Origin of the sequence: Dokdonella sp. (assembly GCF_035703485.1) — a bacterium.
Taxonomy (GTDB): Bacteria; Pseudomonadota; Gammaproteobacteria; order Xanthomonadales; family Rhodanobacteraceae; genus Dokdonella.
This window is the reverse complement of the sequence record NZ_DASSYD010000144.1, coordinates 22,967-44,149: the sequence shown is the minus strand read 5'-3', so window position 1 is coordinate 44,149 and position 21,183 is coordinate 22,967. Positions and strand designations below refer to the sequence as shown.

Sequence of the window (21,183 nt, the reverse complement as noted above, 5' to 3'; positions counted from 1 at the left end):
GATCGGATCGTCCGCAGCGGGCGCGGCGGGCGCAACCGGTTGCTGCAGACTGCCGATGCCGCCCATCATGCCCGAGGCCATGCCCAGACCCATCATGCCCGCCGCACCGGTGTTTTCACCGGCTGATTGCATGCCTTGGGCCACGCTGGCCTGCAAGTTGGAATTGCCGCGTGCACCGGCCAGCGCATCGGCACGCTGCACGGTCTTGAGCAGTTCACGCGTGTTCTCGTCGTATTCGATCGAAACGATGGCGGTCTTGACGATGGCCAGGCCGCGATCGGATTTCCACTGATAGGCATTCTCCACCGCATCGGACAGGCTTTTCGCAAAGCCAACCGAATCCTGCTGCAGTTTGGTGATGCGATTGCCCTTGGCCGGATCATTCGTGTACAGGCTGAAGGCGGGTGCGAGCGAACCGACCACTTCGTTGAAGAGCTGGCCGGCAGCGGCATTTTCCATGTCGGTGAAATCGAAAACCTGGCCGGGCTGCAAATATTTGGCCGGCACGAAATTCTTCACGAACAGGATCGGATCGATGATCTTCATCGTGTAGGAGCCGCGTGTCACCGCACCGACCTGGGTGCCGAGGAAGCCATCGTCCCAGTAGATTTCCGATTGGGTACCGAAGCGGTTGTCCGGCAGTTCCTTCAGCGAGACGAAGTACGCCGCCTGCATCGAGCCCGGCTGGCCGCCAAACTTGAAGCGCTCCCAGCTCTGCTTGATCAGCGATTCGACCAGGCCACTGCCGGAGAAGATCGACTTCGAATTGATGTCGTCCGAGCGCCATTCGTAACCGCCCGCCTCGGCGGCAAAGCCGGTAATCGCGCCATCCTGGAACAGCAGCAGACCGTAACCTTCCGGAACGATAATCTTCGAGCCATCGGTGATGATGTTCGAGGAGCCCTTGGTATTGGAGCCGCGTCCGGCATTGGTGCCCTGCGGAACCGCAGCGAACAACGCCGCAGTAGACGGCAATCCGGCCGGAACCGTGTAGAAATCCTTCCACTGGTCGGCCAGCGTTCCGCCAATCGAACCCACCACTGCCTGAACAAGACCCATGATATCTCTCCGCGATTCGTGGCCGGGCACCGTGCCCGGCATACCGGTCGAACTATACATTCCCTGACAAAAACTGGGGTGAATTCGACTCGCGCCTGAGTGATGAGAAATTTCCGTTCCCGCCCCGGCGCTGGCAGCAGCCGCCTCTCAATAGCCGCATGGCGGGTCATCCCGTGCCCATGATTGTCTGCGATTGCGACGGAAGAACCGGGGCATGGCTGCGAAGATCGACGCTGGAGCAGTTGATCCATGAGGCGGATCGGGCGCTGTACCGGGCCAAGCATCTGGGGCGCGACCGAGTCGTCCGCACCACTGTCCGCGCATCGGCACCGCTTGCCGGACTGGTGGTGGTCGGCAGTGGCATCCAGTTTGACCGTCACGTCAGCGAGCGCTGTATGGCGGAGATTCGGGAGGCCCAGACCGTTTTCTGCCTGGTTGATCCGTTTGCGCTGGAGGTGATTGCCAGTTTGCGTCCCGATGCGATCAATCTTCGACTGCACGACGCTCCAGGCAAGGACCGACGTCAGAGCTGCGGCGAGATCGAAGAATCAATCATGACCGAACTGCGGACCGGCAAGCAGGTCTGCGCGGTGTTTCATGGGCATCCGGGCGTGTTCGCCGAGATTCCGCACCGGGTCATCGGCAAGGCACGTGACGAAGGTTTTCCAGCGCGCATGGAGCCGGGAATTTCCGCCGAGGCGTGCCTCTATGCGGACCTCAACATCGATCCCGGGCATGGCGGCGTGCAGTCGATGCATGCGATGCAATTTCTCATCGGCGACCGCAAGATTGACCCTGCCGGTTTGCTACTGCTGTGGCATCTGGCTCAGTCTGGCGACCCGTCCCGCACGCGGGAACGCTCCGGGCGCGAGGGCCTGCAAGCGCTGGTCCGAAAGTTGCTGCTCGAGTATCCGCCCGAACATGAAGTGATCCTCTACGAGGCGGCACGACGACCAAGCGAGACTGCACGCGCCGATCGCATTTCCCTGGGCGACCTGGCCACCGAGCAGTGCGGTGAATGCACCATCCTCGTCATTCCTGCACGGGGCGGCTTGCGCAACGATTCGCGCCAAGGGCATGGCGAAGAGATGCCATGACGGTTTCTCGCGGGCGATAGCGCATGCGCTGGAAGGTCGACAAGGGGGGACAAATCCGTGCCTGGGATCCGGCATGGCAACGGCAGGGTCGCGAGATTTGATATTCTGACGCCCATTGTCTCCGTCCCTGTGCCGGAATTGAAACCTCGTCACGGGCCGCCTCATGTTGAAAAAATCCAGTCCACGCTTCGTCGTTTACGCCGCGCTTGCAGCCAATCTGTTTATCACCCTGAGCAAGTTCGTCGCTGCCGCTTTCTCGGGCAGTTCGGCGATGTTGAGCGAGAGCGTGCATTCCGCGGTCGACAGCGTGAATGGACTCTTGTTGTTGTACGGCATGAACCGTGCCAAGACGCCACCGGACCGCGATCACCCGTTCGGCTATGGTCGCGAGCTCTATTTCTGGAGCTTCATTGTTGCGTTGCTGGTATTTGCGCTGGGCGCGGTTATCGCATTCGCCGAAGGAGTGGCGACTCTGCGCCACCCGGTTGCTCCCACCCACCTGTGGCTCAACTACCTCGTGCTCGGTGTGGCTGCGCTGTTCGAGGGTTCATCGTGGACCATTGCCCGACGCGAATTCCGCGCGCGCATGGGTGGGCTGAGTTACTTCGAGGCCTTTCGACAAAGCAAGGATCCCGTCACGTTCACGGTGTTGCTGGAGGATAGTGCCGCCCTGATCGGATTGTTGATCGCTTTCCTCGGCATTCTCGGCGCACAGCTGCTGGATGCGCCGTGGCTTGATGGCGCGGCATCGATTGGTATCGCCCTGGTGCTTGCGACCACGGCCCTGCTGCTGGCCCGAGAGAGCAAGGGCTTGTTGATCGGAGAGCCCGCACATCCTCGCGTCAGCGAAGCCATACTCAGCATCGCCAGGCGGGACCCGGGCATCCGCAGTGCCAACGGCGTGTTGACCATGCAGATGGGTCCCAATCAGATCGTTGCGATATTGAGCGTGGAATTCGAAGACGCGCTGACGACGCCCGAGGTCGAGGCCTGCGTCAACCGCCTGGAAAAGAGTGCGAAGCTGGCGAACAGCACGATCGTCGCACTGTTCATCAAACCGCAAACCGAAGAAGTCTGGCAGGCGCGGCTCAAGGCCCTGGACGACAAGCGCGAGGCATCTTGATCGGTCTGGCCAGCGAGCAGGCTTGGGACAACCCTAAAACTCTCGTTTTGAATCGCTACTGGCCCTTGGCCAAATGCGCGATACAGTCGATTTCGACCGTGGCTTCGTAGGGTAGCCGGCTGACCTCCAGAAACGTCCGCGCAGGCCGGGGCTCGGAAAACAGGCGCTCGAACTGGCGGTTCGCTTCTTCACGCAGTGTCACGTCGGTCACGAAGTAAGTGAGCTTGACGACGTTCTGCAATCGCCCGCCCGCCGTTGCAAGACGTTCGGTCATTCGATCAATTGCTGCGTCAAGTGCTTCGGTCCGGCCATCGACGGCCTTGCCCTCGGTATCGATCGACAGGGCGCCGGACACAAATACAAATCCATCTATCGCAAATGCAGGGCTGTATGGGTGGGGGTCCCGCGCTGGCTGCTCGGATCGGGCATCCTCACTGGATGACGTAGTCATGCTTGTTTACTCCCATTGTTTCGCAAGAACAATTTTCTGACGGCTGATCGCCGACGATTCACGGACGCTGTCGCGATCAAGATAGCAAGAGAACAACCGGGACACCGACCCGGCCGAGGGAGAGCGCCGGGATCGTGGGTGTCCCTGTCCTGACGTCAGAGGCTATCCTGAACTCTCCGGTGGTCCGGACAAGAGTGCACTTCAGGAGCAATACATGGTCATGTGGATTTCATTGGCGTTACTGCTGCTGCTCGTTGTGGTCGGCAGTGTGGCGCCGGATCAGCTGGCTGCATTGACTCAAATGGCGCTGGACTTGACCATTGCGCGTACCGGGTGGCTCTACCTGCTGGTCGTGTTTTCGCTGGTCATTTTCCTGTTCTACCTGGCCTGCAGCCGATTCGCCACGCTGCGCATCGGCGGCGAGGACGCCAAGCCCGAGTTTTCTGGTCCAACATGGTTTGCCATGCTGTTTTCGGCGGGCATGGGTATCGGCCTGGTGTTCTGGGGTGCCGCCGAGCCCATTTCGCATCTTGCCGCGCCTGCCGAAGGCATTGCGCCGATGACCAGCGAGGCGGCGCGTGCCGCGCTGCGCTATTCGAATTTTCACTGGGGACTGCATCCGTGGGCGATCTATGCGGTGCTCGGACTGGCCCTGGCCTGGTTCAAGTACAACCGTGGTGCCAGCGGTTTGATCAGCGAGTTGTTGCGACCCTTGTTCGGAAGGCTTGTCGATGGCTGGCTCGGACATGCGGTGGACATCCTTGCAGTATTGGCGACCGCGGTTGGCGTGGCCACCTCGCTGGGTTTTGGTGCGCTGCAGATTGGTGCCGGGCTGCATCACGTTTTTGGTTTGCCACAGAACACCGGGATGCGCATTGGCATCATCGGTTGCGCGCTCGCGCTTTACCTGATTTCTTCGGCAACCGGCTTGCATCGGGGCATCAAGTGGTTGTCCAACACCAATATGGTGCTGGCCTTGTTGCTGCTGTTCGCCTTCTTCGTGTTTGGCCCGACCGACTTCATTTTCGATGCATTCACCAACGCGCTGGGCGGTTATCTCAACAACTTTTTCGCCATGAGCCTGCGCATGACACCGTACAGCGAAGGCACTTGGGTGGCGGAATGGACACTCTTCTACTGGGCGTGGTGGATCAGTTGGGCGCCGTTCGTGGGTTCGTTCATTGCACGTGTCTCATACGGGCGCACGGTGCGCGAGTTTGTTGTCGGCGTGTTGGCGGTACCCAGTGTGCTGAGCTTCATCTGGTTTGCCGCGCTCGGAGGAACCGCATTGCATCTGCAACTCTTCAGCGGCGCCGATCTCGTTGGAGCTTATGCGCAGGGTCCGGAGAACGTCTTGTTCCAGGTTCTGGACACATTGCCGATGTCGGGGTTGCTTGCGCTGGTCTCGACGGCCTTGTTGCTGAGTTTCTTTGTGACCTCTGCCGATTCGGCAACGCTGGTTCTGGCCTCGATGTCTACCAGCGGCGCGCTCGATCCACCGGTGTGGAAAAAGATTATCTGGGGCATTGTCCAGGCAGCCGTAGCCGCAACCCTGCTGGTGGCCGGCGGACTCGAAGGATTGCGCTCAATGGCTATTGTCACGGCACTGCCGTTTGCGCTGATCCTGCTGGTCGTCTGCTTCTCGTTGCTGCGTGCTCTGCGCAAAGAGCAATCGAGGCTTGATCTGGAGGCGGCTGAATTCCGCCATGCCCTGCGCGGCTGGTTGGCGCAAACACGGAGCGGGGCAAAAAGTGAGACGCAACGCGCGAGAGCGGCCGAGGGCCCAGGCGAATCATGATTGAAGCGCAGCGTTGTCGTGGAGAAGTATCAGGATACTGGGCAGTCTGTATGGGCGCCGCCACGACACGGTCGTGCAAGGACTGACGAAACCAACAAATCCGTGGAGTACACGATGCGCACTGCAGACATCAGCTGCTGCTGACTACCTTCTGAGCCCGAACATCTCCGGCAAGCTCAGCGAATTCAATGCAAGCCGCTAATGCGCATGCACCAGCGTGCCGAGCAGAGAATCAAATCCGCCCCAGGCAATCTGCACGCCGATGCAGAGCAAAATGAACGAGACCAGCCGCTGGATGCCGTTGGCCACGCTCTTGGGCATCAATCGCGACAAGCGTGGTGCGTAGGCAAAGCAAAGATAGACAAGCACGGCGACCAGAACCACCGCAACGAAGATCGCAGCATGTGCAAGCATGCGCAGCTCCCAGTCGTGACCGGAAGCATGCGCGCTCATGGTAACGATGACGACAATGGCGCCGGGCCCGACCGTCAGTGGAAATGTCAGCGGATAGAAAACCTTGCCGAGCAGTGACTGTTCATCGTGACCGACCGAGGCGGCCTCGGTTTCGGATTCCTCTTTGGCATTGAGCATGCTCCAGCCCATCGCGGCCAGGGTCAGTCCGCCTGAAACTTGGAGTACCGGCAACGAAATGCCGAAGAACTTGAGCAGCAGGGCACCGAAGACCTCGATCACGGCGATGAACACGAGCATGCTCAGCGCGATGCGCCAAGCCAGCTTGCGAAAGACCACAGGTTGCGCGGGACCGACGATGTTGAGAAAGATCAGCGACGTGCCAACCGGATTGATGATGGGAAGCAGGGCCGCAAAGGTCAGCGGGATAAATTCCAGTGCCTCTTCATACATGGGTTTTGTGCTCTTGTTCAGCGCGACTGACTTGATCGTTGATCGGACAGGTATTGCATGTGCTTGTTGCGCCGGCGATAGATTGCCCGGTACGGAAGGCCGGCAACATTACAAGACGGGGCCAAGCAAGCGGAAAGTATCTTCGACAAACTTTTTCCATCGGGGTCGGCGCCGCCACGCTTCAAGCGTGAGCATTTCGGAATCCTCGATATAGGAGTTCTGCAGCGCGCGCAGCCGCGTGCAGAAGTCTGCGTCATAGACAAACAGGGATATCTCGAAATTCAGCCAGAGACTGCGCATGTCGAGATTGACCGAGCCAAACAGGCAGACCTCACCATCGATGGCCAGGCTCTTGGTGTGCAGCAGGCCCCCCTTGAACAGGGCGATGTTCACACCGGCCGCCATGAGGACGTCGAAATTGGCGACGCTCGCATGACGGACGAGCAAACTGTCGTTGTATGCGGGCACGATCAGCGTCACCCGTGCGCCACGCTGGACGGCCGCCTGCAAGGCAAGGATGAAGGATTCATCCGGCACGAAGTACGGCGTGGTCATGACGATTTCACTGTGCGCGTTGTAGATCGCCGTGAGCAGCAATTGGTGGATGCCTTCCGGTTGCAGGTCCGGCCCGGAAGGAACCACCTGGACAACACTTGCAGACGTTCCAGAAGAGTCGGGCAGGGCCGTTGCAGGTGCTTCAAACGGCTTGCCGGTTTCCACTGACCAATCCAGTGCGAATACGCCATCGAGTGATGAAACGGCCGGCCCGCTGATCCTGGCCATCGCATCGACCCATTGACCTGCACCAGACTTCTGCTTGAAGAAGCGTGGGTCGACCAGATTCTGGCTGCCGGTATAAGCGACCGTCTCATCGATGACGACGATTTTTCGATGATTGCGCAAATCGGCACGTGATCGCAGGCTGGGAATACGTCCCATCGGCAAGGAAGCTTCAAACTGCACGCCGGCCTTCTGCAGGCGCTGAAGATGCGGCCCTTGCAGGAACGCTTTGCTGCCAAGCGCATCAGCCATGGCTTTGCATTCAACGCCCCGTTGCGCTGCACGTACGAGTGCGTCGACAACATCCAGTGAGCGGCCCTCGCCGTGCCAGATATAGAAGGCTAGATGACAGCGTTTGCGGGCACGGTCTATGTCGGCAACGATGGCATCGAAAATGCCTTGATAGTTGTCGAGGAGGGTGATGCTCTGGCCGGATTGCGGGGGAAATCCGTAGAGCCCCCGGGCCAGGTTGGCAAGCGCGCCGGCCACCGGTGCACTGACAATGGAATCGACAGGTGTCTGGTTGAGGCTGTGTTGCCACGTTTGCAGGTCGGGCAGGTGCGCCTTCGTTCGGGCGATGCGTCCGCGCCCGAGACGTTTCTCGCCGAATAGCAAATACAGCACGGCGCCCACCAATGGAAGGCTGAACAGTATCACCAGCCATGCGCTGGCGACACCAACTGGAGAGCGCCGGGAGATGACCCGCAATGACAGGCCGATGACGATCAGCCAATGCCCGATCAATATGCCCGTCGAGATGGAATGAATACTCATGAAACCAGGAGCCTGGAACGAATGATTGGATGCGAACGACAACCATGACAGGTTTTCAGATTCCCAAGCGCGCAAATTGACCCGCGCTTTCCCGCATTGTCCTGCCGACCGGATACGGCTTCGGCCGCTTGTCAGGTCAACCAGGCTTCAAGGCCCTTGAGTGCTGCTGCCTGCGGGTAATCGCCCCGGCCTTCGACACCATGCTCGAAGCCTTCGTAGGCGATTACCAGCTCGCCGAACGGATCGTCGACTTCTTCGGTTTCCTCGAGAACCAGTTCGAGATCTTCGAGGGCTTCGTCGATATCGTTGACGTCCAGCGGCATGCGCAGGATCAGCAGCCAGGTGATGAAGTTGGCCTCGGGGGCTTCGGTTCTGGCCTTGCCGATCGCTGCCTCAAGCTGTGCCGAGCGACGCGAAAAATGGCTGCGCGCCGAAGTTTCGGAATCAAACAGCGTGATCGACTCACCCTCAGCCTGCATGTCGCCGGTTTCGAGGTTCTCGAAACTGGAAATTACGATGTGGGTCATGTGTCGCTCCGTTGTGAATAGCGCGAGCAGGGGATTGGCTGCTCATGGCTTGAGGTTGGCAGATCAGCGACGAGTCGCCAATACACCGTCGAGGGCGAGCTGCGCCTTGAAGCCCGCCTTTTCGAGACGCTTGCTGACTTCGCGTGGGACATCGCGACCGCTGGTCAGCTTGTTCGGGCTTCCGGTGTAGTGAAACAACTTGCCTCCCCGACGCAACACGCGCGCGAGTTGATCGTAGAAAACCTGCGAGTAGAGTTCACCGGCGATGCCGAAGCGCGGCGGGTCGTGCAGTATCGCCTCCACCGAGTCGTCGGCAATCTGTGCAATGGTATTGGACACATCAGCATGCGTGAGTTGCAGACGTCCGCTGCACGTCGACGAATCCGGGTCCGGAGACCACGGATTCAGTGACCGCAACCACAGGACATCGGCATTTTTCTCGAACGAATCGATGCGTGCGACGCCGGCATCGAGGCAACACGCCGCAAAGTAGCCGAGACCACCGCAGGTATCGAGCACGATCTTGCCGCGTGGCTCGATCAAGGCGACCTTACGCGTTGCATCATCGATCGGCGATTCCTTCGAGGTCGGCAGCATCTTGATACCGTCGATCTCGAAGGTCGGCGCGCCCCATTCGGTCGGCACGAGTTTGATCAGTGATCCGGAGAACCGCGACGCCGCCCGGAAATCATGGCCATCCCAATAGTAGATCGTACGCTCCTTGAGCTTGCCAGGATAAGCATGGGAATTCCCATGCCAATGCCAGGAATCCGATTGCAGGATTGCCGTCGCAATGGATTTTCCGAGGTCGAGTGACCCGATCCATGCGGAGCTGCCGGCCTCGAGTGCGGCGCGCAAGGACTCGGCGTTGGCTCGCGTCAGCAGCGGTCCGGAATAGTGCGGCACGTTGAATGATGTCCTTAAAAATTGTCAGGATTGTATGGCTTTTCCGACTGTCGCACGCGCTTGTCGGCCAAGCACGGGGTTTCCATTCCGTACCGATGGAGGAGTAGGATTTGCACTCGCTTGTCGCAACTTGCCAAAGTGACGGCGTGAATCAAGGATGCGGCACCCTGCCAGCGAACATGCGCTGCTCGTGCCCAATTGACCACGAACAATGACTTGGAGTTTTCATGACTACTCCGTCTGCAATACCCCCGAGCAACGCCATTGCCAGCCCCGCGGACGATGGTCCGCTGTCGCCCTGGTGGCTGCGCAGTATCGCCATCGTGATGCTGGTCGGGTTCGGTGTCCTGATCGCGATCACGGTTCTGGCCTACCGCAACGCGCCGCCGATACCGGGCAAGGTCGTTGATACGCAAGGCACCACGTTGTTCACCAGCGAAGACATCGGCAACGGCCAGGCCGTGTTCCTTAAATATGGATTGATGAACAACGGAAGTATATGGGGCCATGGCGCCTATCTCGGCCCGGATTATTCCGCCGAGGCCCTGCATCGCATGGGGCAGGACACCGCCGCCGCACTGGCGCTGCAACAATTCGGCAAACCGGTCGCTGAGCTTGATGCGGTACAACGTGCTGCCTTGCAGGCTTCTGTTGCGGTGGTGTTGAAAACCAATCGCTACGATCAGGCCAATGACGTGCTGACCCTGACGCCCGCAGAAGTGCAGGCCTGGCAACAGCAAATTTCCCATTGGACGGAATACTTCAAGGATCCGACGCGAAACGGCGGGCTCAAACCAAATCTGATCAGTGACCCCACCGAGCTGCGCGAATTCAGCGCTTTTGTCTCCTGGGCCGCATGGGTCTCGATTGCGAATCGACCGGGGGAAGATTTTTCCTACACCAACAATTTTCCGTTTGACCCGAGCGTCGGCAACGTCGCGATTCCCGGCGCGCTGCTTTGGAGCGCATTGAGTCTGCTGGTGTTTCTGGCCGGCATTGCTGCCGTGCTGCTGGCGTTCGGCAAGTTCGAGTATCTCGGTTGGCTCAGTCATGGTCATACCATCGAACCGCGAATTCACCCCGGCAGCCCAAGTCCCGGACAGCGTGCCCTGGTCAAATTCTTCGTCGTTGTCGCGCTGGTGTTTCTGTTCCAGACGCTGATTGGCGGTGCGACTGCGCACTATCGTGCCGACCCAGGCAGCTTCTACGGCTTCCAGCTTGAGAACATTTTCCCGAGCAACCTGATGCGTACCTGGCATCTGCAGAGCGCGATCATGTGGATCGCAACCGCTTACGTCGCTGCCGCGCTGTTCCTCGGCAATACCTTGCGCCGTGAAGAGCCACGCGCACTCGCCACATGGACGCATATTCTGTTTGCTGCCTTCGTTGCGGTGATCGGCGGCAGCCTGCTCGGCGAGTGGGCTGGCATTTCACAGCTTCTGGGTGACTGGTGGTTCTGGATCGGCAACCAGGGCTGGGAATACCTGGAGCTCGGACGCCTCTGGCAATACATTCTGGTCGTCGGGCTGCTGGTGTGGTTCGCAATGCTGTGGTGGGTCGCGCGTCCCTCCAAAGTGGAAAACGTTGAAGCACGACCGATCGTGAAGATGTTTTTCATCGCCTCACTGTCGATCCCGGTGTTCTACATCCCCGCCTTGTTCTTCGGCGCCAAGACCAATTTCACTGTCGTTGATACCTGGCGCTTCTGGATCATTCACCTCTGGGTCGAGGGCTTCTTCGAATTCTTCGCCACCACCATCGTTGCCCTGGCCCTTTACCAACTCGGTCTGACTCGACGCAACACCGCGCTGCGGGTGATCTATCTCGATGCGATCCTGTACTTTCTCGGCGGTTTGATCGGTACCGGCCATCATTGGTATTTCAACGGCCAGACCGGCTTCAACATGGCGTTGTCGGCACTGTTCTCCGTTCTTGAAGTGGTGCCGCTGACCTTGCTGACGCTGGATGCCTGGGATTTCGTACGTACCACAAACCGTGAAAACCAGGTTGCCGGAAAGCCGACACCCATTCCGCACAAATGGACGTTCTACTTTCTGATGGCGGTTGGCTTCTGGAATTTCTTTGGTGCCGGCATGTTCGGTTTTCTCATCAATCTGCCGATCGTCAGCTACTACGAAGTCGGCACGCAGTTGACGCCGAACCATGGTCACGCCTCGATGATGGGCGTTTTTGGAATGCTGGCGATTGCGCTGATGGTGTTTGTACTGCGACAGACCGCCGATGACAAAACCTGGCCCGGTATCGAGAAGTACGTGAAGATGGCGTTCTGGGGCACCAATGTCGGCTTGATGATGATGGTCCTGATGAGCTTGTTCCCCAGTGGCGTTCTGCAGATGTGGGATGTCATTCAACATGGCTACTGGCACGCGCGCAGCATGGACTACATGTCGACGCCGCGATCGCACCTGATTGAATGGTTGCGCATGCCCGGCGACATGGTGTTCATCCTGTTTGGTGCGATTCCGTTGGTAATCGCGTCAACCAAAGGCTGGCTCGGAGTGCGCGCGAGTTCGAGGAAAGACATGGCGGCTGGCTGACATTCAGGACCGGGCGCAGACAAAGATTGAAGGATCTTTGTTGCGGAACTGGGATCGCTGTTGCGCAACTTCACTCTGCCCCGGTTCATAGCGCATGCGTATGGTGCCGGTAGCGTTCCCGCGCATTATCCGGAAACTCCATGTCCAGCAAATCTCGCACCGGCAAGAAAAGCAGGAAGTCATCCATCGAGGGGCAAGACGCGGCGACGCATGAGTCATTCGCATTGTCGCGAGAAGAAAAGCGCGACGTCGAGGAAAGCTTGCCGCCTCGGGTCCAGGTGCTGCACGAGATCATTCGCCAGCAAGGCAAGGAAGAGCTCGAACGATCGATCTCGGCACTCGGTTGGTCTTCGCTGGCAGCGGGGCTTTCGATGGGTTTCTCGATGCTCACTCGCGCTGTGCTCAATGCCCACCTTCCAGAAGCGGCAGGGTGGTTTCTCGTCGAGAATCTGGGCTACACGATCGGCTTTCTTATCGTGATCCTGGCCCGACAACAGCTTTTCACCGAAAACACGATAACCGCCGTGCTGCCGCTGATGACGGTGCCAAGTCTGCAACACTTCGGCAAATTGCTCAGGCTCTGGGGTGTCGTGCTGCTCGGGAATCTGATCGGGGTCGGACTGTTTGCCTACGGTGTTGGCCACATGCAGGTCATAGAAGAGCCTGTGCGCGAAAGCATCATCAAGCTCGGCCTTGATGTCATGCACAACACGCCCTGGCAAATGTTCTCCAAAGGCATCGTTGCCGGATGGTTGATCGCGACGATGGTCTGGCTGTTGCCTGCAGCACGCACGTCGAAAGTGATGATCATTCTGTTGATGACCTACTTGATCGGGATCGGTGGCTTCACCCACATCATCGTCGGTTCTACCGAAATCCTGTTCCTCGTTTTCGACGGCCGCATGTCATCTATCGGCTACATTGGCGAGTTCGCCCTGCCAACCCTGGCCGGAAATCTTGTCGGCGGCAGCGCAATCTTCGCCCTGATCAGTCACGCTCAGGTGCGCAGTGACGATTGACCGGCAAAGCCGCATTGCGGACTCTGCGACACCTTTTTGAAAGGCATCACGATCACCCAGGTCGCTGATAGCTGCTCCCGACACATACCGAAAGAGTTGACAGAAGCCATGTGGATCAGAAGCTGGTTTGAGAATCGACGCATCAGGAAAATGGCTGTCAGCGTCGATCAGTGGGAATCCGCCATTGCCGATTGGCCGGTGGCGAATCGATATCAAGGTGCTGAGCGTGAAGCGCTACGCGACGTCGCATTGCGATTTATCGCGCGCAAGATCATTACTCCAGGCGGCGACTTTCAGTTGACCGATGCCATGTGCCTGAAGCTTGCGACCATGGCTTGCGTTCCCATCCTCAAGCTTGGGCTCGACTGGTACGACCATTTCAAGACCGTCATCGTCTACCAGGAAGACTACGTTTCGGATCAACCCTATCGAAGTGATGATGGCGTTGTACACACCGGTACGCGTGGACTGAGTGGCGAAGCTTGGCTTCGAGGCCCGGTGATTCTGTCGTGGAGTTCAGTTCGCCAATCCGGTGCGCATTCGCGTAACGGTCATGCCAGCAACGTGGTCGTACACGAGTTGGCGCACAAGCTCGACATGCTGCGCGATGGTGCCAACGGCGCGCCTCCCATGCACCCGGACATGCGCCCGGGCGAGTGGCATGAAATTTTCTCGGCAGCGTGGGAGCGGCTGCACAACGATGATGAGCAGGGCCGCTCATTGCCAATCGATGACTATGCGCTTACCAACGAAGCTGAGTTCTTCGCGGTATGCAGCGAATCGTTCTTCGAAGCTCCAGAAAATCTGCAGAAAGCGATGCCGGAAGTCTACCGGTTGCTATGCCAGTTCTATCGCCAGCAACCTGCGCTGGCTGCCACTTGATCAGCGTTGCCCTAAGGCGGAAATCACTGCCTTGATGCCTCGACCAGCCGTCTGCTCATCGGCTGAAAAGCCGTAGCGACACGTCCCGGATTGCCATTTCAATGCCCACCACAGGCCGCCAACCACGCTGCTGATGCCGATGGCATACATGCCTAGCGTGATGTATGCGCCCTTGATGATGTGACGATGACTTTCTTGATGGCGGCGCGGTCGTTGAGATTGGGGAAGGGCTCGGTCGGCTCGGGTACATCCGGGAAACGGCGCAGCGGACCCCAGCCTTCGCTGACAGTGAACAGCGGAACCGGATTCGGACCGATCCAGACTTCCTGCAAGCGTAAGCGGATCAGTCAATCGTTGGAGGAGTTTGAGTCGACTGGTTCGGCGGATTTCCGTACTCGAGCTGATCTTCGGTGATAATGGCCGTTCTTCGCTCACTCAAGGAATTTCCCATGAACGCGACAGATCACAGGCTTTTCTCATTCCATCTGCTCGGCAGTCTGTTGCTTGCTGCCCTGGCAACACCGGCGTGCGCAAGAGATTTGCCGCCGATCGAACGATTGCAGGTGCCGACTGGCTTTCATGTTTCGATCTATTCGGCAGATGTGCCGAATGCACGTGAGTTGGCTATCGGCACAAATGGCACGGTGTTTGTCGGTTCACGCGGCGAAGGCAAGGTTTATGCGTTGACGGATGCCGATCAGGATGGTCGTGCCGAAAAAGTGCAGGTGATTGCGAAGGGACTGAAGATGCCAGTCGGTGTCGCCTTCCATGAGGGTGACCTCTATGTTTCAGCGGTCAGCCGAATTCTGGCTTTTCGTGATATCGAAAAACACCTGGATCAGCCGCCAGAGGCTGAAGTCGTGGTTTCCGATCTGCCGACAGAGGCTCATCACGGCTGGAAGTTCATCGCGTTTGGTCCCGATGGAAAGCTGTATGTGCCAATCGGCGCGCCGTGCAATATCTGTGATCGGGATGGGTACGCGAAAATCATCCGCATGAACGCCGATGGCAGCGATCGCGAGGACGTTGCGTTCGGCGTCCGCAACACGGTCGGCTTCGACTGGCAACCGGCAACGAAGCAACTCTGGTTCACCGACAACGGGCGCGACATGCTCGGCGATGATCTGCCCGCCGATGAACTCAACAGGGTCAGCCGCATGGGCGAGCATTTTGGATTTCCGTATTGCCATCAGGGCGACTCGCTGGATCCGGAGTTTGGCAAGGGCAGGGACTGCGCTGATTACACGCCGCCTGTACTCAAGCTTGGCGCCCATGTCGCAGCACTGGGCATCCGCTTCTATGACGGCAAGATGTTTCCAGCGGCGTATCAGGGTGCGGCAATCATTGCCGAGCATGGCTCGTGGAATCGTTCGAAGAAATCCGGCTACCGGGTGATGACGGCGCGCGTGGCTGGCACCAGGGTGCTGGGCTACGAGTCTCTGATCGACGGCTTCATGGCCAATGAGAAGAGCTGGGGGCGCCCGGTCGATGTCCTGGTCATGCCTGATGGCGCGCTGCTCGTCTCCGATGATCAGGCCGGTGCGGTTTATCGGGTGACGTATTCGGCTGAAGGCGCCCGCAAAAAGTAGAACTTCTGGCCGCAATGGCTTCGTCGCCGCGACGACATTTGCATCGACATCACGAAGTTGCTTCGATGGTGTCCTGTGCTATGGTTTTTGCTCGATACAAACTTGGTCAGGGAGGTTCTCGATGAGCTGCAAGAGCATCCATGTCGGCTTGCTTGTTTTGTCCTCGGTATTCCTTGGCGGTGGTTCTGCGATTGCAGAATCGGCGGGCACTGCTGTCGTTCGGGTTACCACGACGCCAGTCTACCGAGACGCGATGGTGCGTTTTGCCGGAACGCCTGCTGGCCAGATGCGCTTGGACGAGAATGGCGTGACGGAGATTCGTGCGCAGGTAGACATCGGTCGACATGAATCGACCCTGGCTCTGATCGATCCGAATCTGATCAATGCCGGATACCAGTTGACCGAAGTCAGATGTGACGATCCGGGCAGCGCGCAGCGCAGTTCCGGCAGTGTGCAAAACGCCAAGGCCACTTTTGAAGTCGACTCTGACGAGACGGTCACTTGCTCTTTTTCGCTACAGGTCTCGCTGGCCTGCAAATGCCCCAGAGAGGGACGTTGGAACGTGGTCAACAACACTGGCAGCATGGCTTGCACCGGGGTCATGTCAATGACGCACCCGCTCAAGGCCAGCCGCTCCAAAGGTTCGCTCGATGTCAATGACCGCTGCGACACGATCGTCGCCGAGGGCATGTCCGATGATGAAGCGTCCATCACAATGGCCTTGCAACCTGATTGCAGTTGGAAAGGATCGGTTGGAGGCGAGCAGGATGGTATTCCGATGACGATCAACTTCCGATGGAATGTCGAGAACGAGGGGCGCATTACAGGCAATCTTGATTCGACGATTTCCCAGCAAGGCATGACCTGCAGGATGTCGCGCACGTTCGGACTGGATTTCGATAGTTGAGACAACGCTGATCAAGTGACGCAACCGCCATCGCATTCAGAAGGCTCGCCAGTCGCGCTGCATGGCGACGCGAAGGCTGGTTGCCTTGACGAGCCGCGCGGTGCGGCTGCAGGACTTTCTGCATACCACCTGCTTCAATAGAACCAACCGGTTAGGCGAAACCTGTCTGCTGCGCGTTGATTGGACCGTGTGCCATACACTGCACGGATGGCATGCGGCTGGAACCTGCCGGGAATGGACCATTCCGGATGGTCGTGGCACCGCACTTCTTTTCAATGGAACAATCCATGTCCGAAATTCCCCCATGTCCAATCTGCTCAATGGAAAACACCTATCCCGATGGCGACAGCTACATCTGCGCCGACTGCGCGTACGAGTGGCCGATCCAGGCCGAGGATTCGTCGGCCGACGAGGATGCGGTCATCATTCGGGATTCAAACGGCAATCGCCTGAGTGATGGCGATGACGTCGTCCTGATCAAGGATCTCAAAGTGCGTGGCTCGTCGATGGTGATCAAGCAGGGCACCAAGGTGCGAGGCATCCGCCTGGTGGACGGCGATCACGATGTCGAAGGCAAGGTCAACGGCAGTGCGATGATGCTGAAGTCCGGATTCCTGAAAAAAGTTTGATGTACAAGATGATCGTTGCAGCGTGTCCGTGGTAGAAGATCAGTTCCGAGCTCGATTGAAAGCGGGGTAGCGCAGCGTATGTTTTGTCCGAAATGTGGTCAGGAAAACACCGATTCGTCCATGCATTGCATTCGCTGCGGCGAATCCTTGCCGTCTGCTGGAACGGAGTACGGGCTTGGAATGGCGGCCCGCCCAACGCAGCGTGTGACCATCAACAACAACCTGGTCTGGGCAATCCTCGCCACCTTGTTTTGTTGTCTGCCAACCGGCATCGTCGCCATCGTCTATGCGGCGCAAGTTGATGGCAAGGTTGCCGGTGGCGACATTGAAGGTGCGCAACATTCGGCGCGCAATGCGGCAACCTGGAGTTGGGTGTCTTTCGGCCTCTTCATGATTGGCATCCTTGGATACTTCTCACTACTTGTTCTCGGAATAACGCTGGGCAACTGATGCGTGGCGAAGTTGCCAACGGGATGCCCTTCCGCGATCAGAAATGGTTGCCGCTGATTGTGCTGGTGGTGCTTGGTATAGCGATGTCCAGCATCTTGATGCTATCCGACCCGTTTGCGGCCGATAGCATCCTGCCACCTTGTCTGTTCCATTCGCTGACTCATCTCTACTGTCCCGGCTGTGGCGTCACCCGGGCACTGCATGCCTTGCTGCATGGCGAGCCGGCGCTCGCCTTGAGCATGAATCCGCTGGCGGTGGTGGCGATTCCGGTGATTCCGCTGATGCTCTGGAACTCAGCGCGCCCGGGTACGCCTTGGATCGCGAAAATTTCTGATGGACGCCTGTGGTTGGCGCTGGTCACTGGCTTTTTCATTTTGCGCAATCTGCCGTGGGCGCCGTTTGTCTGGCTGGCTCCGGGATAGTCGACATTGCCCGGGGTCAACATGCGAATCGATCGCTGCTGTGTTCAATCAGCAGGCAAGGTACGCTTGGCGTTGACCCAGGCAATCGCTGCAAACAAGCCGGCGAGCGCGTAGACACTGACAAATGCCTGCGTCGGCATGTATTCCTGAAGCAATGCGAACGCCAATCCGCCGGCTGCCAGTGCGGCGCTGGTGGCGAGTGCGGAGCTGAGTTGCAGGGCGGACGAGTAGATGCCTTGTTGCTCACGTGGAGCAAGTTTGAGCGTGAGCACGCCAAGCATCGGAAACGACACGCCCATGCCGAGGCCGGTGATCGACCAGCCAATCAGCATGCACCATTCCGGCAGCAAGCCGAGCACGCTTGCCATGCATGCGCCAATGCCAAGAACCAGCAGCAGACAGCCGCGCGCTAGCCAGCCATGCCGCGTTGTTTCGCGAATCATGCGCGACTGCAGATGACTGCCAAGGCTCCAGCTCAATGCACCGCCAGTCAGGGCCAGACCAGCGGCGGTAATCGACCAGCCGCGCTGCTGGTGCAGCCACAAGGGAACGAAGGCTTCACTGAGGAAAAAAGCGGATGAGTTGAGTCCACGCAAGGCAATCACGGTTGGCAATCCCCGATTCATGCGCAGCGTTCCGGGAGGCAGCAATCGTGTCGCCGAAATGACAATCGCGAGCACCGCTGCGAGCACGATCAACAGCATCCACATGCCGGCATCGGCGCTGAGCGCGAGGGCCACGCTGCTGAGCGAGGCCAGTAGCGCCCATGGCAACATCCGCCAGGATTGGCGTGTGGTGCTTATCGGTTCGCTTTTACCGCGAAGTGGCGGCAGGATCAGGGCAGCTGTCGGCAACAACAACAAGAGAACCGCGAGAAACAGCCAGCGCCAGCCGAGCTGTTCGACGATCCAGCCCGAGATCGCCGGTCCCACGATCGCAGGCACCACCCAGGCGGACGAGAACAGGGCAAACAGGCGAGGGTGAAGTTCCGCTGGCAACGCGCGAGCGGCGGCAACATACATGGCCACACCCAGCGCACCGACGCCGAGTCCCTGGACGATGCGACCCGCGACCAGCAGCAGCATTGAATGTGCCAGCCCGGCCATCAACAAGCCGATTGCGAAAAGCAGCATTCCCAGAGCCATCGAACGAAACGGCCCATGGCGGTCGCAATCGCCACCAGCCCAGACCATGGCAACCACGGAACCGGCCAGCGTGCCGGCAAAGGCCAGCGCGTAGAGGGACATGCCATCCAGCGCGGAGGCAACTGCGGGCATCCCTGCCGCTACGCCGATGGCTTCGAAAGCAATCATCGAGCAAAGGCTTACCGCGCCGATGCTGAGACTGCGAAATTCACGGTCGAACAATGAAGGCTTTGCACGGTGTCGGGTTGTCGTGGTTTCGGACATGAGTTGATCGTGACAAATGGGCGAATCGCGAAGTAGCGCAATCGAATGGCAGCCTTGGATGGGATAGACCAGCGTAGCGGGTCGAACATGACGCTGAATTCACCGTGTCGGTGTTTGTTTTGATTCAGATGAAAACGCGCATTCTCGGTGTCTTCACATAGTTGGAAAAGGGCAAGACGTCATGATGACGTTCCTGGTGATCGTGGTCGTATCGGCGGCATTGATTTTCGGTGCAGCGTGGGGAATCTACTGGGGTCTTTCAGAAAAGGCCGAGGGATTCCTCGTCGCTGTAGCCGGCGGTTCGCTACTTGTATCGACAGTTCTTGAGTTGATTGAGCCGGCGACCCGTGAGGCGAACATGCTGGTCGCACTTGCCGTTGTGCTCGCCGGGGCGATCGTATTCAGTGTGCTCGACTGGCTGGTCAAGAAGAAGTGGGGAGGTGACAGCGGAGGTGGTCTTCTGGCGGCGATCACGATCGATGGCATCCCGGAGAATCTCGCCCTCGGCGTCGCCCTGATCGGTGCCGGACCGATGTCGGTCGCTGCGCTATCGGGATCGATCCTGCTTTCCAATCTGCCTGAGGCCGCGGGCGGTGCCAGGCAGATGATCAAGAACAAGCGTTCGAAAGCCCAGGTATTCTTTTTGTGGACGATGACCGCGTTGTTGCTGTCAGTCGCGGCGATTCTTGGAAACCTCCTCCTCGAAGGTGTGTCCAGGGATCTGCTCGCCTATATCCGCTGCTTCGCCGGTGGCGCCGTGATCGGTTCGCTGGCGACCGAGGTTTTCCCGCTCGCCTTCAAGGAAGACAACTACGTTGCCGGCGTTGCTGCCGCGATTGGTGTCGTGCTTGCTTTCCTGCTCAACAGCCTTGCCGGATGACGAATCGTCGCCCGATCGTTTCGATCAGGCGTCGGCTACCTTGAGCACGAGCTTGCCGGTGTTCTCGCCCTTGAACAGCTTGAGTAGGGTTTCCGGGAAGGTTTCGAGGCCTTCGACAATGTCTTCGCGGGTTTTCAGCTTGCCTTGATGCATCCAGCTGGCCATCACGTTGGCCGCTTCGGAGTAGCGCGCCGCGTAGTCGAACACGACCATGCCGGTCATCGATGCGCGATTGACCAGCAGGGAAAGATAATTGCTCGGCCCGGTAACCGCCTCGGTATTGTTGTATTGCGAGATCGCGCCGCAGATGACGATGCGCGCGTGCATGGCGAGGCGCGAGAGGGCAGCATCAAGAATGTCGCCGCCGACATTGTCGAAGTAGACATCGATACCCTTCGGACAATGCTTCTTGAGACTTTCCTTGACGTCTTCCGACTTGTAGTCGATGGCGGCATCGAAGCCGAGTTCGTCGGTGATGTAGCGACACTTGTCAGCGCCTCCAGCGATACCGACCACGGTACAACCCTTGATTTTGGCGATCTGGCCGACCACCTGGCCGACCGCGCCAGCGGCACCCGAGACGACCACGGTATCGCCATCCTGCACCTTGCCGACATCAAGAATGCCGAAGTAGGCGGTCATGCCTGGCATGCCGAGCGTACCGAGATACACCGGCAACGGGGCGAGCTTCGGGTCGACCTTGTTGAGGCCCCTGCCATTCGAGATCGCGTAATCCTGCACGCCGAGCATGCCAACCACGTGATCGCCGACGGCGAAGTCGGAATGGTTCGAGGCGATGACCACACCGGCAGCGCCGGCACGCATGACTTCGCCAATGCCAACAGGTGCAATATACGATTTGCCTTCATTCATCCAGCCGCGCATGGCCGGATCGAGCGACAGGTACAGGACTTTGACCAGGATTTCATCATCGCCGGCGACCGGCACCGGCGTTTCGACAAAATCGAAATCGCTGCGCTTGACCATGCCGACAGGGCGTTTCGCCAGCTTGAACTGGCGATTGATCGTGTTGCTCATGGTTTTCTCCGGGAGAGTGGA

General features: G+C 58.7%; 21 protein-coding genes and 1 pseudogene. 13 read left to right on the top strand and 9 right to left on the bottom strand.

Going from position 1 to position 21,183, the window contains the following annotated elements; genetic code table 11:
- Window positions 1–1,059 (bottom strand): SPFH domain-containing protein (locus VFN25_RS11520; RefSeq protein ID WP_325142023.1); only part of this gene is annotated, 1,059 nt, incomplete at its 3' end.
- A gap of 158 nt (window positions 1,060–1,217) precedes the next feature.
- Here VFN25_RS11520 and VFN25_RS11515 point away from each other — a divergent pair.
- Both VFN25_RS11515 and VFN25_RS11510 read left to right on the top strand, forming a co-directional pair.
- Window positions 1,218–2,156 carry an SAM-dependent methyltransferase gene (locus VFN25_RS11515; protein WP_325142021.1) on the top strand — a complete coding sequence of 313 codons (939 nt, stop codon included), beginning with the start codon at window positions 1,218–1,220 and terminating at the stop codon, window positions 2,154–2,156.
- Window positions 2,157–2,319: 163 nt separating this feature from the next.
- Entirely contained in the window at window positions 2,320–3,279 is a 960-nt protein-coding gene (locus VFN25_RS11510) for a cation diffusion facilitator family transporter (RefSeq protein WP_325142019.1), read from the top strand.
- Window positions 3,280–3,334: 55 nt separating this feature from the next.
- On the opposite strand, the gene VFN25_RS11505 is transcribed toward VFN25_RS11510, so the two are convergent.
- Window positions 3,335–3,730 carry a RidA family protein gene (locus VFN25_RS11505; protein WP_325142016.1) on the bottom strand — a complete coding sequence of 132 codons (396 nt, stop codon included), beginning with the start codon at window positions 3,728–3,730 and terminating at the stop codon, window positions 3,335–3,337.
- A gap of 214 nt (window positions 3,731–3,944) precedes the next feature.
- Here VFN25_RS11505 and VFN25_RS11500 point away from each other — a divergent pair, with 214 nt between their 5' ends.
- Window positions 3,945–5,528 (top strand): BCCT family transporter, encoded by a 1,584-nt coding sequence (locus tag VFN25_RS11500; RefSeq protein ID WP_325142014.1) that lies wholly within the window; start codon window positions 3,945–3,947, stop codon window positions 5,526–5,528.
- A gap of 198 nt (window positions 5,529–5,726) precedes the next feature.
- Here VFN25_RS11500 and VFN25_RS11495 read toward each other — a convergent pair whose 3' ends face one another.
- The 4 genes from VFN25_RS11495 to VFN25_RS11480 form a co-directional block, all read right to left on the bottom strand.
- Entirely contained in the window at window positions 5,727–6,392 is a 666-nt protein-coding gene (locus VFN25_RS11495; protein WP_325142012.1) for a MarC family protein, read from the bottom strand.
- Window positions 6,393–6,500: 108 nt separating this feature from the next.
- The gene (gene cls / locus VFN25_RS11490) at window positions 6,501–7,946 is read right to left on the bottom strand and encodes a cardiolipin synthase (RefSeq protein ID WP_325142010.1); all 1,446 of its coding nucleotides are present in this window, start codon (window positions 7,944–7,946) and stop codon (window positions 6,501–6,503) included.
- A 131-nt stretch (window positions 7,947–8,077) separates the two neighbouring features.
- A complete protein-coding gene (locus VFN25_RS11485; protein ID WP_325142008.1) occupies window positions 8,078–8,473 on the bottom strand; it encodes a hypothetical protein in 396 nt (131 codons plus the stop codon).
- Between the two features lie 63 nt (window positions 8,474–8,536).
- Window positions 8,537–9,379, bottom strand: coding sequence for an SAM-dependent methyltransferase (locus tag VFN25_RS11480; RefSeq protein ID WP_325142006.1), 843 nt, complete (start codon window positions 9,377–9,379; stop codon window positions 8,537–8,539).
- Window positions 9,380–9,606: 227 nt separating this feature from the next.
- On the opposite strand from VFN25_RS11480, the gene VFN25_RS11475 reads away from it, so the two are divergent.
- The 3 genes from VFN25_RS11475 (at window position 9,607) to VFN25_RS11465 (ending at window position 13,838) form a co-directional block, all read left to right on the top strand.
- Entirely contained in the window at window positions 9,607–11,937 is a 2,331-nt protein-coding gene (locus VFN25_RS11475; protein ID WP_325142004.1) for a nitric-oxide reductase large subunit, read from the top strand.
- A gap of 140 nt (window positions 11,938–12,077) precedes the next feature.
- The gene (locus VFN25_RS11470) at window positions 12,078–12,956 is read left to right on the top strand and encodes a formate/nitrite transporter family protein (protein WP_325142002.1); all 879 of its coding nucleotides are present in this window, start codon (window positions 12,078–12,080) and stop codon (window positions 12,954–12,956) included.
- 150 nt (window positions 12,957–13,106) lie between these two features.
- Window positions 13,107–13,838, top strand: coding sequence for a zinc-dependent peptidase (locus VFN25_RS11465; protein ID WP_414648947.1), 732 nt, complete (start codon window positions 13,107–13,109; stop codon window positions 13,836–13,838).
- Between the two features lie 152 nt (window positions 13,839–13,990).
- Here the strand turns inward: VFN25_RS11465 and VFN25_RS16835 are convergent, their stop codons facing one another.
- Entirely contained in the window at window positions 13,991–14,170 is a 180-nt protein-coding gene (locus tag VFN25_RS16835) for a sulfotransferase (RefSeq protein ID WP_414648945.1), read from the bottom strand.
- A gap of 117 nt (window positions 14,171–14,287) precedes the next feature.
- Between VFN25_RS16835 and VFN25_RS11460 the strand changes: the two genes are divergently transcribed.
- From VFN25_RS11460 to VFN25_RS11440, 6 genes and pseudogenes are all read left to right on the top strand, one after another.
- Window positions 14,288–15,427 carry a PQQ-dependent sugar dehydrogenase gene (locus VFN25_RS11460; RefSeq protein WP_325141998.1) on the top strand — a complete coding sequence of 380 codons (1,140 nt, stop codon included), beginning with the start codon at window positions 14,288–14,290 and terminating at the stop codon, window positions 15,425–15,427.
- A gap of 121 nt (window positions 15,428–15,548) precedes the next feature.
- A complete protein-coding gene (locus tag VFN25_RS11455; RefSeq protein ID WP_325141996.1) occupies window positions 15,549–16,334 on the top strand; it encodes a hypothetical protein in 786 nt (261 codons plus the stop codon).
- A 287-nt stretch (window positions 16,335–16,621) separates the two neighbouring features.
- Window positions 16,622–16,963 (top strand): zinc ribbon domain-containing protein YjdM, encoded by a 342-nt coding sequence (locus VFN25_RS11450; protein WP_325141993.1) that lies wholly within the window; start codon window positions 16,622–16,624, stop codon window positions 16,961–16,963.
- A gap of 78 nt (window positions 16,964–17,041) precedes the next feature.
- Window positions 17,042–17,104, top strand: a pseudogene (locus VFN25_RS16830) (zinc-ribbon domain-containing protein); the annotation flags it as partial.
- A gap of 39 nt (window positions 17,105–17,143) precedes the next feature.
- Window positions 17,144–17,413: a CD225/dispanin family protein gene (locus VFN25_RS11445; RefSeq protein WP_325141991.1), complete on the top strand. Its 270-nt coding sequence runs from the start codon at window positions 17,144–17,146 to the stop codon at window positions 17,411–17,413.
- Window positions 17,413–17,835 (top strand): DUF2752 domain-containing protein, encoded by a 423-nt coding sequence (locus tag VFN25_RS11440; protein ID WP_325141989.1) that lies wholly within the window; start codon window positions 17,413–17,415, stop codon window positions 17,833–17,835. The genes VFN25_RS11445 and VFN25_RS11440 overlap by 1 nt, the downstream gene beginning before the upstream one ends.
- A gap of 44 nt (window positions 17,836–17,879) precedes the next feature.
- On the opposite strand, the gene VFN25_RS11435 is transcribed toward VFN25_RS11440, so the two are convergent.
- Window positions 17,880–19,244, bottom strand: a complete 1,365-nt coding sequence (locus VFN25_RS11435; protein ID WP_325141987.1) for an MFS transporter — start codon at window positions 19,242–19,244, stop codon at window positions 17,880–17,882.
- 181 nt (window positions 19,245–19,425) lie between these two features.
- Here VFN25_RS11435 and VFN25_RS11430 point away from each other — a divergent pair, with 181 nt between their 5' ends.
- Window positions 19,426–20,124 (top strand): hypothetical protein, encoded by a 699-nt coding sequence (locus VFN25_RS11430; protein WP_325141986.1) that lies wholly within the window; start codon window positions 19,426–19,428, stop codon window positions 20,122–20,124.
- 24 nt (window positions 20,125–20,148) lie between these two features.
- Here VFN25_RS11430 and VFN25_RS11425 read toward each other — a convergent pair whose 3' ends face one another.
- Window positions 20,149–21,162, bottom strand: a complete 1,014-nt coding sequence (locus VFN25_RS11425) for an NADP-dependent oxidoreductase (RefSeq protein WP_325141985.1) — start codon at window positions 21,160–21,162, stop codon at window positions 20,149–20,151.
- Window positions 21,163–21,183: the final 21 nt, after the last annotated feature.

Bases quoted from the DNA above. Each gene is read 5' to 3' on its own strand.
- VFN25_RS11450 (WP_325141993.1), top strand. From the start codon at position 16,622: ATGTCCGAAATTCCCCCATGTCCAATCTGCTCAATGGAAAACACCTAT.
- VFN25_RS11500 (WP_325142014.1), top strand. From the start codon at position 3,945: ATGGTCATGTGGATTTCATTGGCGTTACTGCTGCTGCTCGTTGTGGTC.
- VFN25_RS11505 (WP_325142016.1), bottom strand. From the start codon at position 3,730: ATGACTACGTCATCCAGTGAGGATGCCCGATCCGAGCAGCCAGCGCGG.
- VFN25_RS11435 (WP_325141987.1), bottom strand. From the start codon at position 19,244: ATGTCCGAAACCACGACAACCCGACACCGTGCAAAGCCTTCATTGTTC.
- VFN25_RS11475 (WP_325142004.1), top strand. From the start codon at position 9,607: ATGACTACTCCGTCTGCAATACCCCCGAGCAACGCCATTGCCAGCCCC.
- VFN25_RS11495 (WP_325142012.1), bottom strand. From the start codon at position 6,392: ATGTATGAAGAGGCACTGGAATTTATCCCGCTGACCTTTGCGGCCCTG.
- VFN25_RS11425 (WP_325141985.1), bottom strand. From the start codon at position 21,162: ATGAGCAACACGATCAATCGCCAGTTCAAGCTGGCGAAACGCCCTGTC.
- VFN25_RS11430 (WP_325141986.1), top strand. From the start codon at position 19,426: ATGATGACGTTCCTGGTGATCGTGGTCGTATCGGCGGCATTGATTTTC.
- VFN25_RS11465 (WP_414648947.1), top strand. From the start codon at position 13,107: ATGGCTGTCAGCGTCGATCAGTGGGAATCCGCCATTGCCGATTGGCCG.
- VFN25_RS11440 (WP_325141989.1), top strand. From the start codon at position 17,413: ATGCGTGGCGAAGTTGCCAACGGGATGCCCTTCCGCGATCAGAAATGG.
- VFN25_RS11515 (WP_325142021.1), top strand. From the start codon at position 1,218: ATGGCGGGTCATCCCGTGCCCATGATTGTCTGCGATTGCGACGGAAGA.
- VFN25_RS11445 (WP_325141991.1), top strand. From the start codon at position 17,144: ATGGCGGCCCGCCCAACGCAGCGTGTGACCATCAACAACAACCTGGTC.
- VFN25_RS11460 (WP_325141998.1), top strand. From the start codon at position 14,288: ATGAACGCGACAGATCACAGGCTTTTCTCATTCCATCTGCTCGGCAGT.
- VFN25_RS11485 (WP_325142008.1), bottom strand. From the start codon at position 8,473: ATGACCCACATCGTAATTTCCAGTTTCGAGAACCTCGAAACCGGCGAC.
- VFN25_RS11510 (WP_325142019.1), top strand. From the start codon at position 2,320: ATGTTGAAAAAATCCAGTCCACGCTTCGTCGTTTACGCCGCGCTTGCA.
- VFN25_RS11470 (WP_325142002.1), top strand. From the start codon at position 12,078: ATGTCCAGCAAATCTCGCACCGGCAAGAAAAGCAGGAAGTCATCCATC.
- cls (WP_325142010.1), bottom strand. From the start codon at position 7,946: ATGAGTATTCATTCCATCTCGACGGGCATATTGATCGGGCATTGGCTG.
- VFN25_RS11455 (WP_325141996.1), top strand. From the start codon at position 15,549: ATGAGCTGCAAGAGCATCCATGTCGGCTTGCTTGTTTTGTCCTCGGTA.